Consider the following 14889-nt stretch of genomic DNA (forward strand, 5'->3'; position numbering starts at 1 on the left):
TCGCGCCGATTTTCCTGCCGCATAAAAGCAGCTAGGACCGACGGGATGAAAAGCCCGAAGAACCCGAAGAGGAAGCCTCCCACCATCCGCGAAGTCGCTGCCCGCGCCGGGGTGTCGGTGATGACCGCGTCCCGCGCGATCAACGGAAAGGCGCTGGTCAGCGCCAAGGCGCAACTGGCGGTGGAGCAGGCGGTGGCCGAACTGGGCTATGTCCCCAACGCGACGGCGCGCGCGCTTGCCGGCAGCGCCGACCGCCGCGTCGCATTGCTGCACAGCAACAGCACCACCTCCGCCTATCTGGGCGAACTGCTGCTGGGCGCTCTGGGCGAAGCGCCGCAACGCCACCTGCATCTGGTGGTCGAACAATGCGCGCCGGGCGCCTTCGCCGCCGAAATCGTCGATCAGGTCGCCAAGGCCCATGTCGCGGGCGTGATCCTGCCGCCGCCGCTATGCGACTGGGCCGATCTGGTGGAACTGCTCCAGGCGCGCGACATCGCCGTGGTCGGGATCGCGCCGGACCGGGAGGGGGCCGGGATGCTGTCGGTCGGGACGGACGACCGCCACGCAGCCTATGACCTGACCCGCCACCTCGTCGATCTCGGCCATCGCCGGATCGGCTTCATCCAGGGCAATCCCCGTCACCGCGCCAGTGCCCGGCGGTTGCAGGGCTTTCGTGACTGCCTCGCCGATTGCGGGATCGCCGTCGACGAACGCTGGATCGTACCGGGGGACTTTTCCTACCGATCCGGGCTCGATGCGGCGGAGCAGTTGCTCACTCTCGATACGCCGCCCAGCGCCATCTTCGCCTGCAATGACGACATGGCGGCCGCCGCGATCACCGTCGCGCACCAGCGCCGCATCAACGTGCCGGCGGACGTCACCATCTGCGGCTTCGACGATACGCCGCTGGCCGGCGCGATCTGGCCGGCGCTGACCACCATCCGCCAGCCGATCCGCGACATGGCGCGCGAGGCGATCGGGCTGCTGGGCGCCCATTTCCGCAGCCAGGACGAAGGATCGGACGACGATGCACTCGGCCGGGTGAAGCTCGACTATCAGCTCATCCGCCGTCAGTCGGACGCTGTCCCGGCGCGACATTGATCCCTTCTTCCGTTCGCTCCGATCGAAATCGAGAAGCGGACGGAGATGCCGTCCGGTCCTGGCCCGCTCCAGGCGTCAGAGGAACCCGACCTGCCGCAACCACGCCTCGCACAGCACGGGCCAGACCGACACCGGCAGCTCCTGCGTATCGAGCGCGAAGCCATGCGGCGCGTCGGCAAAAATGTGGAGTTCGGTCCGGCCGCCCGCACCCTGGAGCGCCTGCGCCAGACGATACCCATTGTCGACCGGTACGACCGGGTCATTGCCGGCATAGACGATGAAGGCCGGCGGCGGATCGGGCAGCAGTTGCGCATCGGGTTGAAGCGCATCGTACAATGCCTGCTTCTCGACCGGCGGCAGGGGCGGCTTGCCGTCGATGATCGTGCGCCCCTTCGCATTGGTGGAGATGGGCGCATAGCCCACCACCAGCACGTCCGGCCGCTCTGGCTCCGCCTTGCCCCATGCCGCAGGATAGTCGGCGATCAGGCAGGCGGCCAGATGCCCGCCCGAAGACAGGCCGACCACGCCCAGCCCCGCTTTCGCCAGCCCGCTGCCACGGATCATCCGCATGGCTTCCAGCGCATCGTCGAGCGGCGCGCACGGGCCGGTCGCGGCGTGGGGAAAGCGATGGATCAGGACGAAGGCATGATAGCCCAGCCCATTCAGCCAGCGCGCCACCTGCACGCCCTCGCGCCCCGCCATCAACGCAGTATAGCCGCCCCCGCCCAGCACAAGCATCGCGCGGCCATTGGGCGCGTCGGGCGCATAGCCCAGCAGCACCGGCCGATCGACGGCGCTGACCACCGCCCGCTCGGGCGGCGCACGCTCATCCTCCAGCGTGAAGGCACCGCTCGCCGCGCCACGCAGCGGCCAGACCAGATCAGCAGCCAGCATCGTCCACCCCCATCGGACAACCGTGCGTCGGATAGGCCTCGCCATCCAGTTCGACCGCCTCGCGTACCACCTCGATCCGGTCGCCCGCATCGCGCATCTCATAGAATTTGGCGATCGCGCGTTTGAACGGACGGTGCAGCACCATCATCAGCTTGCCGTCGAACGCCCGGAAGATCATGCCATGGCCGCTGTCGCGCTCGACCAGCGGGCCGAGCTGTTCCCACGGCCCGGCCAGCGTCCCGCTCTTCGACCGCGCCTGGGCCTGGACATAGCCGTCCTTGCCCCAGCTCGACCAGAGCATCAGCAGCGTGCCGGTCCGGGTGCGGAACAGCTCCGGGCCATCGGTGACATAGCCGGTATCGCCTTCGGGCTGCTTCTGGCCCACGACCCAGTCGGCTTCGTTCGCACGGAACAGCAGGCGGGGCTTGCCGGCCGGGGACAGATCGCCCTTCAACGGCATCGCCTCGACCGTGCCGACACCTGTCTGCATCCATTCATGGGCATAGACCATCCACGGCTTGCCAGCCGCATCGACATGCAGCGTGCCGTCCAGGGTCATGTCGCCTGCCGCCGTCGGCGGTTCGCCCCCATGGATCAGTGTGTAGGGCCCATCGATCCGGTCCGCCACCGCCAGCAAGGTCGCGCGGCGATAGAGCGGGCGGTTCGCCGCCGGGCCGATCGCCGCCTTCTCATTGTGGAAGGTCGCGAACAGATACCAGCGGCCCTTCCACCGGTGGACTTCCGGCGCCCAGCCGCCGTCATTCGCCCAATTCCCCTCCGGCAGGGCGAAGACCAGCCTGGGCCTCTGCCAATGGGCGAGGTCGCCGCTGGCATAGGCCATGATGCCCAGCCGCTTGTCGCCCGTCACCGCTGGGTCATTCTTCGAGAAGAGCCAGTAGCTTTTCCCGCTTTCCTCCGCGACCACCCATGGATCATGGATGCGCAGATGCGACGTCAGCAGCGGCGCGGCGGCCCCCCCGGCCGGGACCGTCCAGCCCAGCAACAGGGCAGCCAGAAGCATCCGCATCAGGCGGCCAGCCGGTTGCCATAGCCGATGATGATGGTGGCCAGGATCAGCAGCCCGACCCCGCTCCACACCATTCGGCGCACGGCGGGCGCCGCGTCCTTCCACTCGCGGAAGGCGAAGCCCCAGCAGGTGCCGAAGATGATGATCGACGCCATGTGCAGCGTCCAGCTCGAAAAGCCGAAGCGGCCCATCTGGCTTTCGCCCATGGTGTAGAAGAAGAACTGGAAATACCAGGCAGTGCCGGCCAGCGCGCAGAGCAGGAAATTGGGCAGCAGCTTCGGCCGATGACCGCTGGCGTCGGGGGCTCCGGCCCATTGCCCCGCCGACTTGTTCTTCACGATCAGCCATCCGCACCAGAGCGCGTTGGTGATGAGGCCGCCGAACATGACGAGGCAGAGCGTCGGCAATCCTGTCCAGAGCGGCCCGGTGCCCGCCGCAGCCGACAGCGCCTTGACCGGCTCGCCCGCCGCCAAGCCGAAGGCGAAGCAGGAGGACATGATGCCGGAGAATATGGCGACGGCGATGCCCTTGCGGAAATCGAACTCGGCGACGGCGGCAGCCTTCTGCTCCGCCGACAGCGCCTCATCCTTGCGCGCCCCGGCGCGGGCGACGACGATGATCCCCGCCAGCGTGACCGCGAGGCCGAGCAGCACGATCTGCCCGTGCAGCGTGCCGGCGATCTCGGTCATGAACGTCCCGTCGAAGATCGGCGGGATCAATGTGCCGAACACGGTGCACAGGCCCAGCACCACCGCCATGCCCAGCGACAGGCCGAGATAGCGCATGGTGAGGCCGTAGGTCAGGCCGCCGAAACCCCAGAGGAAGCCGAAGAAGACGCACCAGCCGACAACGGAAGACGGCACTTGGGCCATCACTCCCATCAGGTCGCTGGTCTGGATCGAGGCGAAGAACCAGGGCGCGATAACCCAGGAGAAAACGCCGCCGGTGAGCCAGAAAATCTCCCAGTTCCAGCGTTTGACGCCGCGATAGGGGACGTAGAAGCTGGCGGAGGCGAAACCGCCCAGCCAGTGGAAGAGAACGCCGAGCAGCGGATTGGGGGTCATAGGGCAAGTCCCAGGCGATAGAGGCGATTGGCATTATCGGCGAACAGGGCGCGGCGATCGGCTTCGGAAAAGTCGGCGACGATGGCGTGATAGGCTTCCATATATCGGTCGATAGGACCGAACAGCTTGTCGGTGGGCGTGTCGCTGGCGAAGGCGCAACGCTTCACGCCGAACAGGTCGATGGTCTCGCGGACCAGCGGTTCGATCGTTTCGCGGCTCCAGTCGCGGCGGATGAAGCCCATGCCCGACAGCTTGACCGCGACATGCGGCAGCGCGGCCAGCGCCTTCATGCCCCGGCGCCAGTCCTCCAGGCCATCCGCGTCGGTCAGCACCGGCATCCCCATATGGTTGATGATGACGGGAATATCGGGATGCCGCGCGATCAGCGGGGCGAGGCCGGGCATCTGCCCCGGATAGCATTGCAGGTCGAAGGAAAGGCCATGCTTCGCCAGCAGCGCATAGCCCGCCTGCCATTGCGGATCGAGCGTCTGGTCGACCGGGCCATAGGTGCGCTTGGGGCTGGGATGCCAGTTGACGATATGGCGGATGCCCTTCACGCGCTTATGGGCGGCCTGGGCGGCCAGCAGGGCGTCGACTTGCGGGTCGTTCAGCGCGGCGAAGGCGACCAGGCCGGTCGGCAACCCTTCAATCTGGGCCAGCCCGTCGAGCCATTGCGTTTCCCGCACCGCGCTCTCCGCCGCCGCGCCGGCATCGACATGGACCGCGCCCACCACATTCCAGCGGGCAAGGTCCGCGCGATAGTCCGCGACCCCATAGTCATGCGCGATCGCTTCGACGCTGCCGTTCGGCCCCTCGTCGGAGAAAGGCGGGCTCAGCCAGTCGTAGCGGATATGGTTCAGATCCCACAGATGGATATGGGCATCGATAAAGGGGATCATGCTGCTCTCCCGCGAAATGTCGGGTCTGCGGGCCGCAGCGACGCGCTCCAGCCCGAACGCGCAGGCCGTTCCGGCAAGGCCGGTCAGCAAGGCGCGACGGTCACAGGCGATGGTCAACGGCATCATCCCCGGAAAACAGGCGGCGCGCCGGCTCTTTGGCTGGCCGGTCGCGCCGCGCGACTTTTGGATTTAGAAGGTGGTCCGGCCGCCCGACGTGTCGAAGGTGGACGCCGTCGTGAAGCTGCATTCCTCGCTGGCCATGAAGCACACCATCGCCGCCGATTCCTCGACCTGGCCGAGCCGGCCCATCGGGATTTTCGAGCGCATATAGTCGACCTGGCTCTGCGGCAGCTGGGCCAGGATCGGGCTTTCGAAGGTCGCCGGAGTCAGCGCGTTGGCGATCACGCCCTTGCCGGCCAGTTCCTTGCCCAGGCTCTTGGTGAAGCCGATCACGCCCGCCTTGCTCGCCGAATAGGCGCTGGCATTGGGATTGCCTTCCTTGCCCGCGACCGAGGCGAGGTTGACGATCCGCCCATAGCCATTTTCGAGCAGGAAGGGCACGACCTCCCGGTTGCAGTAGAAGAGGCCATTGAGGTTGATGTCGATCACCCGCTGGAAGCTATCGACCGGATAGTCCCATACCGTCGCGGTGGCGCCAGTGATGCCGGCCGAGCAGATGAGGATATCGACCTTGCCCAGCGCTGCGGCGGTTTCCTTGGCAGCGGCGGCGACGGCCGCGTAATCGCTGACGTCGAGGGCGACCACATGGATCGCGCCCACTTCGTCCTTCGTGGCGGCCAGCGCTTCGGGATTGAGATCCCACAGCGCCACCTTACCGCCTTCCGCAACGATGCGCGCGGCGACCTGCTTGCCCAGGCCCGACGCACCGCCGGTGATGATCGCGTTACGGCCCGCGAACCGTCCGGCGTAAACGCTCATCCCAGCACCTCATCGCCCAGATGACGCCATTCGGACACCTGCTGCTTCTGCGTGCCCAGCTTCTCGATACCCAGCTCCATGACGTCACCGGCCTTGAGGTAGATGGCGGTCGGCTTCTTGCCCTCGCCCACGCCCGGAGGGGTGCCAGTGATCATCAGGTCGCCCGGATACAGGGTGATATATTCGCTGACATAGGAAATGAGCTGGGCGACGTTGAAGATCATCGTCTTCGTGTTGCCGGTCTGCATCCGCTGGCCGTTGACGTCCAGATACATGTCGAGATCCTGCGGGTCGCCCACTTCGTCGGGCGTCACCAGCCAGGGGCCAACCGGGCAGAAGGTGTCATGGCCCTTGCCCTTGCTCCACTGGGTGCCGCGCTGCTTCTGGTTGAAGCGTTCCGACACGTCGTTGACGAGGGTATAGCCCGCGACCTTCGACAGCGCCTCTTCCTCGCTCACGAAGCGGCAGGTTTCGCCGATGATGACGCCCAGTTCGACTTCCCAGTCGCCATGCGTCGAATTCTTCGGCAGGACGACTTCGTCATTCGGGCCGTTGAGCGACGACAGCGCCTTCATGAACATCATCGGCTCGGTCGGGATCGGCAGGTTGGATTCGATCGCATGATCCTCATAATTGAGGCCGATGGCGACGATCTTGCCGATCCCCTTGACCGGAACGCCATAGCGCGGCTGGCCTTCCACGACCGGCAGTGAATCCACGTCCGCGCCCTTCGCCTTGGCGAGGGTGGCGACGGTCAGTTCAGGGACGACCGCCGACAGGTCGCGAATCTGGCCCTCGCTGTCGATGACGCCGGGCTTTTCCTGGCCACGCTGGCCGAAACGAACGAATTTCATGGGTTTATACTCTCTTGCAGATCAATGGGTGTAGGGACGGTGCATCGCGATATCGCGGTTCAACTCGACGCCGAAGCCCGGCGCATCGAGCGCGCTGACCTTCAGCCGGCCATTTTCCGGCACCGGCTCGCCGATCAGCTGCGGGTGGAACATCGGCACCACCTCCGTCGGTCCCGGATGCATCATCAGGAATTCGGCGAAGGGCGAATTGTGCCGGGTGATGACGAAATGATAGGAATAAACCGACGATCCGTGCGGCACGACCATCTTGCCATGGGCATCGGCCAACGCACTGATCTTGAGCAGTTCGGTTACGCCGCCGCACCAGCCGACGTCGGGCTGGATGATGTCGCAGCAGTCCATTTCCATGAGCATCCGGAAGCCCCAGCGGGTCGCCTCATGCTCGCCGGTCGTCACCAGCATCCCCTTGGGCACGTTGCGCTTCAATTGCTGGTAGCCCCAATAATCGTCCGGGCTGATCGCTTCCTCGATCCATTTGAGACCAAGGTCATGCGCGGCAATGGCAAGGCGCGTCGCATAGTCGACGTCGAGCGCCATCCAGCAATCCCACATCAGCCAGAAATCGTCGCCGACCTTGGACCGCATGTCGGCCAGTTCGGCGATGTTCTTCTTCAGCCCCTCGATCCCTTCGGCCGGGCCGTGATGCAGCGGCATCTTGCCGCCGATGAAGCCGAATTCCTTGGCCTTGTCCGGCCGCGCCCCGGTGGCGTAGAATTGCAGTTCGTCGCGCACCGCGCCGCCGAGCAGATGATAGACCGGCTCCTGCCGCAACTTGCCGAGCAGATCCCACAGCGCCAGGTCGACCCCCGAAATCGCGTTCACGACCAGACCCTTGCGCCCATAATATTGGGTCGAGAAATACATCTGGTCCCAGATCTTCTCATAGTCGGTCGGCGAACGCCCTTCGAGGAAACGGGCGAGATGCTTTTCCACGATATAGGCGGCCGGTTCGCCGCCGGTCGTGACGGCGAAACCGACAGTCCCGTCCTCGGCTTCTATCTCCACGACCAGCGTGCCGAGTACGTTGATGCCGAAGCTCTGCCGCGACTGGCGATATTCGGGATAGCGCGACATGGGCGTCGCGATGTGATCGTCGATCCAGTGGCCTTCGCCCTGGTCATGATAGTCAGCACCGCCCCCGCGCACGGTGAAGGCACGGACATGTTTGATCTTCGGCAAGGTCACGATCGGCACGCACTCACTCCTTGAGCCTATCCACTGTCCAAATGTTGGGAAACAGCGGCAACTACTTCCAATATATGGTCAAACTCGCATGATGCCGGGCGAGTATGAGGGTCTGGCGCGATCGAGAAGAATCATGTCGGCCCCTCCTTCACCCTTGTTTTTCTCATTTTGTGGGATAGAGTATTAGTAGATGAGACAAATTTCGTCAAACCCTGAATTGGGTCCGGAAGCGGGAGAGCGAGAGGATATGGCGACGGCGCCGGAGAAAGCCGAGGGAGCCAAGGCATCGGGATCGCAGACCCTGCAACGCGGGCTGGACCTGCTGGACCAGGTGATTGACGGGCCGGTGAAGCTCGCCGACCTGTCCGAACGCATGGGCTTGACCCGGTCGACCACCCACCGCCTCGCCAATGCGCTGGTGGAGCGCGGCTTCCTGACCTTCCTCCCGCGCGAGGGCTATCAGCTCGGGCCGAAGCTGCTGCAACTGGGCTTCCTGGCGCAGAGCCAGGCCGACGTGGTGCAGATCGCCCGGCCGCATCTGGAACAACTGGCCGCGGCCAGCGAGGATACGGTACATCTGGGCCGGCTCGACGGCGACCAGGCGCTCTATCTCGACAAGATTCCCGGCCGCCGCCGCGTCGATATTTCCAGCCGGATCGGCGACCGCCATCCGCTGACATCGACGGGCCTCGGCAAGGCGCTGCTGCTCGACGATTCGGAACCGACCTGGCGCCGCGTCTTTGACGCCGAATATGCCGCGGGCACCCACATGGCCGACTATGGCCTCTGGCTGGATCGGATGCGCGGCTATGCCGGTGAAGGCCGTTCCTTCGACCTGGAGGAGAATGAGGATCAGATCCGATGCGTCGCCGCCCCGATCCGCGATGCGTCGGGCGCAATCGTCGCTGCCATCAGCCTGTCGAGCGCCGCTCAATATATGGACGATGCGCGGATGCAGGCGCTCAGCACTGACGTCCGCGACACCGCGCAGAAGATCAGCGCCGATCTGGGCTGGACCCCCGGCGTCAAGCCGCCCCGCCGCCCGGTGCGGCGCTAGGGTGGCGCCACGCGCAAACCAAATCCTCCCCTGCCAGGGAAGGACTGTCACAATCGCTACACCAAGGAACCGATCCCATGAAACTGCTTGAAGGCAAGACCGTCCTCGTCACCGGCGCATCGACCGGCATCGGCCGCGCCGCGGCCATCGGCGCCGCCAGGCATGGCGCCGATGTCGTCATCAACTATGCCAGCAGCGACGGCCCGGCCGCCAGCTGCGTGGCGGAGATCGAGGCGCTCGGCCAGCGGGCCATCGCGGTGAAGGGCGACGTCGCCGACCCGCAGACCGCTCAGGACTTTGTCGCGAAGGCGGTCGAAGCCTTCGGCAAGGTCGACGTGATGGTCAGCAATGCGGGCATCTGCCCCTTCCACGCCTTCCTGGACATGCCGGTCGACGTGGTGGAGCGCACCTTCAAGGTGAACCTGCACGGCGCCTATTATATGGTGCAGGCCGCCGCGCAGCAGATGGTGAAACAGGGCCATGGCGGATCGATCGTAGCGGTCTCCTCCATCTCGGCGCTGGTCGGCGGCGAATATCAGACGCACTATACCCCGACCAAGGCGGGCGTGCATTCGCTGATGCAATCGACGGCTATTGCCTTGGGCAAGCATGGCATCCGCTGCAACAGCGTCCTGCCCGGCACCATCCTGACCGAGATCAACAAGGATGACCTGGCCGATGTCGAGAAGCGCCAGTATATGGAAGCCCGCACGCCGCTCGGCCGCTTGGGACAGCCGGAGGATCTGGCCGGGCCGATCGTCTTCCTCGCGTCCGACATGGCCGCCTATGTCACCGGCGCCGCGCTGCTGGTCGACGGCGGCATGTATGTGAATCTGCAGTAATTACCGTCATCCCCGCGAAGGCGGGGACCCATCTCCCGCTATCCCAGGCGAAAGGTGAAGAGATGCGTTCCCGTTTTCGCTGGAATGACGAATGAAAGAGAAAAAGCATGAGGATCGCCCCCAAGCTCGCAGCAACCCTCGCCGCCCTGCTCGCGCCCCTGCCCGGCTTCGCGACGCCGCCCGGCAGCACGATCCTCATCGCGGGCGATTCCACCGCCTCCGCCTACAAGGCGGATCGCTACCCCCAGACCGGCTGGGGCCAGATGCTGTCCTGCGGCCTGTCCCCGGACGTCCGGGTCAGCAACCACGCCATGGGCGGCCGCTCGACCCGCAGCTTCCTGCGCGAAGGGCGGTGGGAGAGGCTGCTCGGCGAAATCACCCCCGGGGACACGGTACTGATCCAGTTCGGCCATAATGATGCGACCCGCGCCAAGCCCGAACGCTGGGCACCCGCCGCGACCGACTATCGCGACAATCTGCTGCGCTTCATCTGGGACGTTCGGACAGCAGGCGGCACGCCGGTGCTGGTCACGCCGGTCGCGCGGCGCAGCTTCGGCGCGGACGGCAAGGCGAAGGCGGACTTTGCCGACTATTCCGCCGTGATGCGAGACCTGTCCGCCAGCACACATACGCCGCTGATCGATCTGGAAGCGCTGTCGCGCGCCTGGGTCGACCGCGCCGGGGAAGCGGCGTCCAAGACCTATTATCTCCATTACGCGCCGGAGGATCATGCCCCCGGCTTCCCCAAGGGCATCGCCGACAATACCCATTTCAGCGAAGTGGGTGCCCGCAATGTCGCCAATCTGGTAGCAGGCGGGCTGAAAGCGCTGAACCTGCCCATCTCCGCGAAGGTGCTGGCCGACCGGCCCGCCCTTGCCCGCATCACGCCACTGGGAAAGACGAGCTGCCAATGACGCAAATCGATCGACGCACCCTGTTGACCGGCGCGGCCGTGACCGCCGCCATGGCGCCCGCGACCGCCGCATTCGCCCAGAGCTTCCCGCTGCCGCAGGGGTTCGAGCGCTTCCCGATCTGGCCCGGCAAGGCGCCGGGCGGCGAGAATGTCCATGTGCAGGAGGTGGAGTCGCTGCGCCGCCCTGACAGCGGCCCCGACGACGGCGTCTTCGCCCATATCGTGACACCGACACTGACGATCTTGCGGCCGGAGGCGGTTGGCGCGAAACCCAATGGCGCGGCGATGCTGTTCATCCCCGGCGGCGGCTATCTGCGCGTCGCCATCGGCCATGAAGGCTACAGCCTCGCCCGCCGTTTCGCGCAGGCGGGCTATGTCTGCTTCGTCCTGCTCTACCGCCTGCCCGGCGATGGCTGGGCCGCCGGGCCGGAAGCGCCCTTGCAGGATGCGCAGCGCGCGCTGCGCCTCGTCCGCGCACTCGCACGGAAGGAGAAGTTCGACGCCAGCCGTATCGGGGTGATGGGCTTCTCTGCCGGCGGCCATCTCGCCGCCTGGCTGACCAGCCGGACGCCTGCGGAGACCTACAGGCCGATCGACGCCGCGGACCGCGAACCGATCAAGGCCGCGCTCGCCGCCTACATCTATCCGGTGATCCAGATGCAGGGGCCGTTCGCCCATGCCGGATCGCGCACCCAATTGCTGGGCGCCAATCCCGCGCCCGAACGGCTGCGTGGCCTTTCGCTCGATCAGGATGTGAGCGCGGAAACCCCGCCTGTGTTCCTCGCCCATGCGCTGGACGACAAGGCAGTACCGCCCGAAAACAGCCTGTCCATGCTGGCCGCACTGCGGGCGAAGGGCATCCCGGCCGAATGCCATCTGTTCGAAAATGGTGGCCATGGCTTCGGCCTCGTCCCCGAACCGGCCGCGCCGGCGCACTGGCCCAACCTCTTCCTCTCCTTCGCGAAACGCCACACATTATGACACGCAACGTCGCCCTCTTCGTCACCTGCCTGGTCGATGTCATGCGCCCGCGCATCGGCTTCGCCGCGATTCGCGCGCTGGAGGCGGCGGGCTGCGACGTGGTCGTGCCGCAAGGCCAGACCTGCTGCGGCCAGCCCGCGTTCAACAGCGGCGACCGCGACCATGCCGCCGCGCTGGCGAAGCAGACCATCGAAGCGCTCGAACCCTATGAGGCGATCGTCGTACCGTCCGGCTCCTGCGCGGGTACGATCCGCTGCCATTATCCCGAGATATTCGAGCATGACGCGGCCTGGCTCCCCCGCGCGCAGGCGGTGGCGGCGAAAACGTTCGAGGTCATGGCCTATCTGGACGAAGTGTGCGGCTGGAAACCCGAGGGCGTGAGCGTCGACGCGAAAGCCACCTATCATGACAGCTGCTCCGGACTTCGCGAACTCGGCATCAAGGCGCAGCCGCGCCGGTTGCTCAAGAATATCGACGGGCTGGAACTCGCACCGCTCGCGGGCGACGAAACATGCTGCGGCTTCGGCGGTACCTTCTGCGTCAAATATCCCGCCATCTCCAACGCCATCGTCGGGGAAAAGGCCGACGCCATCGACGCCACCGGCGCCGACCTGCTGCTGGCGGGCGACCTTGGCTGCCTGATGAACATGGCGGGCAAGCTCAACCGCAAGGGGAGCAAGGTCCGCGCCTACCACGCCATCGAACTGATCGCAGGCATGGGCGACGGCCCGGCCATCGGGGAAGAAGCATGAGCGGCTTCACAGACCGCGCCGACGCGGCGCTGGCCGACCCGATCCTCAAGATCGCGGTCGAGCGCACCGCAGGCACCGCCGAGGCCAAACGCGGGATCGCCGTCGCCGCCTTCCCCGACTTCGACGCCGCCCGCATCCGCGCCGCCGCGATCAAGGATCATGTGATCGCCCATCTCGGCCATTATCTCGAAAAGTTCGAAGCCAACTCCGTCGCTGCGGGCGCGAAGGTCCACTGGGCCAGCACGTCGGACGAAGCCTGCCGCATCGTCATCGACCTTTGCAAAAGGGCCAACGCAAAAACCGTCGCCCGCTCCAAATCGATGCTGGGCGAGGAAATCGGCCTGCCCCATGCGCTTGCCGAAGCCGGGATCGGCCGGGTCGAAACCGACCTGGCCGAACATATCATCCAGCTCGCCGACGAGCGCCCCTCGCACATCATCTGGCCCGCCATGCACAAGACCCGCGAGCAGGTCTCCGCCCTCTTCAAGGCGAAGCATCGCAGCCCGCATGAGGAAGAGACCATCGCCGCCATGGCCGAAAGCGCCCGGCGTCAATTGCGGGGCGAAATGCTGGGCGCGGATGTCGGCATTTCGGGCGCGAACTTCCTGATCGCGGACACCGGCGCTATCTGCACCGTCACCAATGAAGGCAATGCCGAACTCTCGCTCGTCCCGCCGCGCGTCCATATCGTGACGGCGGGGATCGAGAAGATCGTGCCCTCCATGCCCCATGCCATCCACATGCTGCGGATGCTGGCGCGTTCCGCCACCGGCGCGGCGCTCACCCAATATACGACCTTCTACACCGGCCCCAGGCGCCCCGGCGACCGCGACGGGCCGGAGGAGATGCACATCGTCCTCGTCGACAATGGCCGCACCAGGATGCGCGAGGAAGGCCTTGCCGAAATGCTCCGCTGCATCCGCTGCGGCGCCTGCATGAATCATTGCGTCGTCTTCCGCCAGATCGGCGGCCATGCCTATGGCGGCACCTATCCGGGACCGATGGGATCGGTGCTGACCCCGGTCTTCGACGGGCTGCCGAAGAATCGCGACCTCGCCCATGCCTGCACGCTCAACGGCAAATGTCAGGAAGTCTGCCCGGTCCGCATCCCGCTCCCCACCCTGCTCAGGGGCTGGCGCGAAAAAAGCTGGCGCGAGGGGCTGGAGCCGACCTCGATGCGCTTTGGCCTCGGCGTCTGGGCCTGGGTCGCCCGTCGCCCCGCGCTCTATCGCTTCGGCACCGGCGTCGCCGTGCGCGCGATGCGGCTGCTGGGGCGCAAGGGCTGGATCGACAAGCTGCCGCTCGCGGGCGGCTGGACCCAATATCGCGACATGCCCAGGCCTGCCGCGCAGACCTTCATGGCCCAATATCAAAGGGAGCGCCGCAAATGAGCGCCCGCGACGCTATCCTCGCCCGCCTGAAGAGCACCACACCCGGCCCGATCGAGGCCGAGGCCGCCACGCTGCTGATCGCGCCCGAACGTCCGGCCGTAGATGAATCGGCGCTGGAGGCCGAATTTCTCGCCCGCCTCGCGCTCCCCAGCGTCAATGCCAGCCATGACGTCATCGGCGCCCTCGCCGATCTGCCCGCCGCCATCGCCCGCTATCTCGACGCGCAGGGCGAATCCCTTGCCCTATACCTGCCACCGGATCCGCGGCTGACGGGGTGCGACTGGAGCGGCTTCACCCTCCACGATTCCGCGGCGCCCGACGAAGCCGCCGCCCTCGCCATCGCGCGCAAGGGGATCGCCGAAACCGGCTCGCTGGTCTTCGAGACATCACCGCAATCACCGATGCTCCCCAATTTCCTGACCCTGCATCATATCGTGCTGCTGGCGGTGAAGGATATCGCCGCCTATCTTGAAGACTGCCCCTTGCCGGGCGCCCAGCCCCGCGCCCATTATTGGGTGACGGGCGTATCGGGCACGACGGATATCGAGGGTACCTATGTCCGCGGTGCACATGGCCCGCGCTTCCTTCATGTCATCCTGCTTCGCGATTAATCACCGCATGGTAGAACTTCATTCCACATTACGGGAATAAAGGCTTACTTTCGCGTCGCCGGGCGCTATAAGCAGGAAAAATCCCCAAAGGAGATTCCTGTGTTCGAGAAGACCTATCACGCGACGCACCCAGACATGATGGAGTGCGTGGACAATGAGAGCCTGCGCGACCGCCATCTGGTGGGTGGCATGTTCGTCGAGGGTAAGGTCGTCCTCAACTACAGCCATAATGAGCGGTTCGTGATCGGCGGCGCGGTGCCGGCCGGTGGCAGCCTCAAGCTGCCCGACCAGACCGAACCGGCCTCGGCGGCGGGCCATCCCTTCCTGGAACGGCGCGAAGCGGGCATCGTCAATATCG

At 65.9% G+C, this 14889-nt stretch carries 15 protein-coding genes and 1 pseudogene; 9 read left to right on the plus strand and 7 right to left on the minus strand.

Features of this window, described 5'->3' with window-relative positions; genetic code table 11:
* Positions 1-45: 45 nt before the first annotated feature.
* The gene (locus A7Q26_RS23195) at positions 46-1101 is read left to right on the plus strand and encodes a LacI family DNA-binding transcriptional regulator (protein ID WP_066865149.1); all 1056 of its coding nucleotides are present in this window, start codon (positions 46-48) and stop codon (positions 1099-1101) included.
* 75 nt (positions 1102-1176) lie between these two features.
* Here A7Q26_RS23195 and A7Q26_RS23200 read toward each other — a convergent pair whose 3' ends face one another.
* The 7 genes from A7Q26_RS23200 to rhmD form a co-directional block, all read right to left on the minus strand.
* Positions 1177-1995 carry an alpha/beta hydrolase gene (locus A7Q26_RS23200; RefSeq protein ID WP_066865151.1) on the minus strand — a complete coding sequence of 273 codons (819 nt, stop codon included), beginning with the start codon at positions 1993-1995 and terminating at the stop codon, positions 1177-1179.
* Entirely contained in the window at positions 1982-3022 is a 1041-nt protein-coding gene (locus tag A7Q26_RS23205; protein ID WP_066865153.1) for a glycoside hydrolase family 43 protein, read from the minus strand. The genes A7Q26_RS23200 and A7Q26_RS23205 overlap by 14 nt, the downstream gene beginning before the upstream one ends.
* Positions 3022-4086 carry an L-rhamnose/proton symporter RhaT gene (gene rhaT, locus A7Q26_RS23210; RefSeq protein ID WP_066865154.1) on the minus strand — a complete coding sequence of 355 codons (1065 nt, stop codon included), beginning with the start codon at positions 4084-4086 and terminating at the stop codon, positions 3022-3024. Before rhaT ends, A7Q26_RS23205 begins: the two co-directional genes overlap by 1 nt.
* The gene (locus A7Q26_RS23215) at positions 4083-4985 is read right to left on the minus strand and encodes an amidohydrolase family protein (RefSeq protein WP_066865157.1); all 903 of its coding nucleotides are present in this window, start codon (positions 4983-4985) and stop codon (positions 4083-4085) included. The genes rhaT and A7Q26_RS23215 overlap by 4 nt, the downstream gene beginning before the upstream one ends.
* Positions 4986-5174: 189 nt before the next feature.
* The gene (locus tag A7Q26_RS23225) at positions 5175-5924 is read right to left on the minus strand and encodes an SDR family NAD(P)-dependent oxidoreductase (RefSeq protein ID WP_066865163.1); all 750 of its coding nucleotides are present in this window, start codon (positions 5922-5924) and stop codon (positions 5175-5177) included.
* Positions 5921-6778, minus strand: coding sequence for a fumarylacetoacetate hydrolase family protein (locus A7Q26_RS23230; protein ID WP_066865166.1), 858 nt, complete (start codon positions 6776-6778; stop codon positions 5921-5923). The genes A7Q26_RS23225 and A7Q26_RS23230 overlap by 4 nt, the downstream gene beginning before the upstream one ends.
* A 21-nt stretch (positions 6779-6799) precedes the next feature.
* Positions 6800-7984, minus strand: coding sequence for an L-rhamnonate dehydratase (gene rhmD, locus A7Q26_RS23235; RefSeq protein WP_066865362.1), 1185 nt, complete (start codon positions 7982-7984; stop codon positions 6800-6802).
* Positions 7985-8174: 190 nt separating this feature from the next.
* On the opposite strand from rhmD, the gene A7Q26_RS23240 reads away from it, so the two are divergent.
* The 8 genes and pseudogenes from A7Q26_RS23240 to A7Q26_RS23275 form a co-directional block, all read left to right on the plus strand.
* Complete coding sequence (locus A7Q26_RS23240) at positions 8175-9041, plus strand: IclR family transcriptional regulator (RefSeq protein ID WP_066865169.1); 867 nt, start codon at positions 8175-8177, stop codon at positions 9039-9041.
* A 77-nt stretch (positions 9042-9118) separates the two neighbouring features.
* Positions 9119-9883 carry an SDR family NAD(P)-dependent oxidoreductase gene (locus A7Q26_RS23245; RefSeq protein ID WP_066865172.1) on the plus strand — a complete coding sequence of 255 codons (765 nt, stop codon included), beginning with the start codon at positions 9119-9121 and terminating at the stop codon, positions 9881-9883.
* Positions 9884-9990: 107 nt separating this feature from the next.
* Complete coding sequence (locus tag A7Q26_RS23250) at positions 9991-10797, plus strand: rhamnogalacturonan acetylesterase (protein WP_066865175.1); 807 nt, start codon at positions 9991-9993, stop codon at positions 10795-10797.
* Positions 10794-11777 (plus strand): alpha/beta hydrolase, encoded by a 984-nt coding sequence (locus tag A7Q26_RS23255; RefSeq protein WP_066865178.1) that lies wholly within the window; start codon positions 10794-10796, stop codon positions 11775-11777. Before A7Q26_RS23250 ends, A7Q26_RS23255 begins: the two co-directional genes overlap by 4 nt.
* Positions 11774-12529 carry a (Fe-S)-binding protein gene (locus tag A7Q26_RS23260; protein ID WP_066865181.1) on the plus strand — a complete coding sequence of 252 codons (756 nt, stop codon included), beginning with the start codon at positions 11774-11776 and terminating at the stop codon, positions 12527-12529. The genes A7Q26_RS23255 and A7Q26_RS23260 overlap by 4 nt, the downstream gene beginning before the upstream one ends.
* Positions 12526-13920, plus strand: a complete 1395-nt coding sequence (locus A7Q26_RS23265) for a lactate utilization protein B (protein WP_066865184.1) — start codon at positions 12526-12528, stop codon at positions 13918-13920. Before A7Q26_RS23260 ends, A7Q26_RS23265 begins: the two co-directional genes overlap by 4 nt.
* Positions 13917-14531, plus strand: a complete 615-nt coding sequence (locus A7Q26_RS23270; RefSeq protein WP_066865187.1) for a LutC/YkgG family protein — start codon at positions 13917-13919, stop codon at positions 14529-14531. The genes A7Q26_RS23265 and A7Q26_RS23270 overlap by 4 nt, the downstream gene beginning before the upstream one ends.
* Positions 14532-14630: 99 nt before the next feature.
* Positions 14631-14889, plus strand: a pseudogene (locus A7Q26_RS23275) (5-dehydro-4-deoxy-D-glucuronate isomerase); the annotation flags it as partial.

It is taken from the genome of Sphingobium sp. TCM1 (genome assembly GCF_001650725.1).
Lineage (GTDB): Bacteria > Pseudomonadota > Alphaproteobacteria > Sphingomonadales > Sphingomonadaceae > Sphingobium.

Bases quoted from the DNA above. Each gene is read 5' to 3' on its own strand.
- A7Q26_RS23205 (WP_066865153.1), bottom strand. From the start codon at position 3,022: ATGCGGATGCTTCTGGCTGCCCTGTTGCTGGGCTGGACGGTCCCGGCC.
- A7Q26_RS23215 (WP_066865157.1), bottom strand. From the start codon at position 4,985: ATGATCCCCTTTATCGATGCCCATATCCATCTGTGGGATCTGAACCAT.
- A7Q26_RS23270 (WP_066865187.1), top strand. From the start codon at position 13,917: ATGAGCGCCCGCGACGCTATCCTCGCCCGCCTGAAGAGCACCACACCC.
- A7Q26_RS23245 (WP_066865172.1), top strand. From the start codon at position 9,119: ATGAAACTGCTTGAAGGCAAGACCGTCCTCGTCACCGGCGCATCGACC.
- A7Q26_RS23195 (WP_066865149.1), top strand. From the start codon at position 46: ATGAAAAGCCCGAAGAACCCGAAGAGGAAGCCTCCCACCATCCGCGAA.
- A7Q26_RS23240 (WP_066865169.1), top strand. From the start codon at position 8,175: ATGAGACAAATTTCGTCAAACCCTGAATTGGGTCCGGAAGCGGGAGAG.
- rhaT (WP_066865154.1), bottom strand. From the start codon at position 4,086: ATGACCCCCAATCCGCTGCTCGGCGTTCTCTTCCACTGGCTGGGCGGT.
- A7Q26_RS23260 (WP_066865181.1), top strand. From the start codon at position 11,774: ATGACACGCAACGTCGCCCTCTTCGTCACCTGCCTGGTCGATGTCATG.
- A7Q26_RS23265 (WP_066865184.1), top strand. From the start codon at position 12,526: ATGAGCGGCTTCACAGACCGCGCCGACGCGGCGCTGGCCGACCCGATC.
- A7Q26_RS23230 (WP_066865166.1), bottom strand. From the start codon at position 6,778: ATGAAATTCGTTCGTTTCGGCCAGCGTGGCCAGGAAAAGCCCGGCGTC.
- A7Q26_RS23225 (WP_066865163.1), bottom strand. From the start codon at position 5,924: ATGAGCGTTTACGCCGGACGGTTCGCGGGCCGTAACGCGATCATCACC.
- A7Q26_RS23200 (WP_066865151.1), bottom strand. From the start codon at position 1,995: ATGCTGGCTGCTGATCTGGTCTGGCCGCTGCGTGGCGCGGCGAGCGGT.
- A7Q26_RS23255 (WP_066865178.1), top strand. From the start codon at position 10,794: ATGACGCAAATCGATCGACGCACCCTGTTGACCGGCGCGGCCGTGACC.
- A7Q26_RS23250 (WP_066865175.1), top strand. From the start codon at position 9,991: ATGAGGATCGCCCCCAAGCTCGCAGCAACCCTCGCCGCCCTGCTCGCG.